Annotated in this window: 2 protein-coding genes; both read right to left on the reverse strand. The window is 65.2% G+C overall.

Annotated elements, in window-relative coordinates; translation table 11 throughout:
- Nucleotides 1–526, reverse strand: a 526-nt coding sequence (locus tag Q0H50_RS09555) for a TIM barrel protein (protein ID WP_294421719.1), incomplete at its 3' end; no start/stop codon positions are given.
- The coding region (locus tag Q0H50_RS09560) for an alpha-isopropylmalate synthase regulatory domain-containing protein (protein WP_294421720.1) at nt 526–1,511 on the reverse strand (986 nt) is incomplete at its 5' end. The genes Q0H50_RS09560 and Q0H50_RS09555, both read right to left, overlap by 1 nt.

Genomic DNA, 1,511 nt, shown 5'->3' on the forward strand with positions numbered 1-1,511 from the left:
GAGCAGGGGTCTCGCCACCGGTGCGATAGACGTTGTAGACATCCCACAGAGTGCCCAGGTAGTCGCTGGCGTAGCGGTCCATGATTCCTGCCATGCGCGAGGTGCTGGAAAAGATGCCGCTGGACTCGATCAGCAAAACGACGCCGTTTGCCTCGGCATACGGCACAAGCTCACTCAGGGCAGCGTGGATGGCACCCTCGTCATCGTTTTGGACAACGACGACGACCTTCTCGACGCTGGCGGCAGCGGCGAGGTCGATGAGCTCCTTGGCGACCTGAACCTGCTCCTCACCTGCGGAGATGTCGACAGAGGAGTCGAGCGCAGGGATGCACAGGCCCTTGTCGCGCAGGGCGCGCGCCGTCGCCTGGGTGTTGTAGCGGTCAAGCGGGCCGCCCTTGCCGGTGAAGACGGCGTTGATTATGGGATTGTGGATCTCGATGCCGGAGAAATCCATCTCGAGGGCGGTGCTTACCAGCTCGTCCCAGGAGTGGTCAGCCCAGCCGCGGGTAGAAAAGGAAAGCTTCATTAGTTCTGCTCCTCGTATGCGATCTTGTTGAGCGCGTTGATGTACGCGCGGATGCTGGACTCGACGATGTCGGTGGAGATGCCGCGGCCGGAATACACCTTGCCGTTGGCGATCAGCTTCACGACCGACTCGCCCATGGCCTCGCGGCCCTCGGTGACGGCCTGGATGCTGAAGTCGTCAAGCTCGTAGTGCTTGCCCACGACCGATTCGATGGACTTGAACGAGGAGTCGATGGGGCCGTCGCCCAGGGACACGGCCTCGATGAGCTCGCCGTCCTTGCGCAGCGAGATGTGCGAGGTTGCCTTGAAGCTCAGGCCGGAGTTGATGACGTAGCCGTCCAGGGTGTAGGTAGGGGGCACCTGCAGCGCGGCGGAGGCCACGATGGCGTCAAGCTCGGTGGCGCTCACGCGCTCCTTGCTGGCGGCGATCTTCTTGAAGGCCTCGAACACGGCCTCGGCGTCCTCGTCGGAGAGGCTATAGCCCAGGCGCTCGACGTACTGCATGACGGTGGCCTGGTCGTCGCCGGCGGTGAGCACTACGCCCTCGACGGCCTCGGAGACGCTGCCGGTGAACAGGGACGCCTTCGAGCGGTCGTCGCAGCACAGACGGGAGATCTGGTTCATGGCGCGCTTGAGCTCGGTCACGCGCACCTTGCTCTGGGCGCCCAGGGCGTCGGCCTTGGCGGCAAGGATGCGGGCCACGTTGTCGAGCGCGACGACGCCCATGGGGTAGGACGTGGCCTTGACGATGGAGGCGCCGGCCATGACGCCGGCCACGGCGCAGGCGTCGGCCATGTTGAGGTCGTTGCAGCACGAGATGCCCAGGTCGATGTCCTTGAGCTGGGGCGCGGCCTGGTACAGGTCGGCGATGAACTGGGCGAACTCCTCGGGGAGCATGGAGCCGGCGGCATCGCAGACGGTGACGGTCTTGGCGCCGGCGGCGACCACGGCGTCGATTACGCGGGCAAGGTAGGCCACGTCGGTGC

Origin of the sequence: uncultured Senegalimassilia sp., from assembly GCF_934632265.1 — a bacterium.
Lineage (GTDB): Bacteria > Actinomycetota > Coriobacteriia > Coriobacteriales > Eggerthellaceae > Senegalimassilia.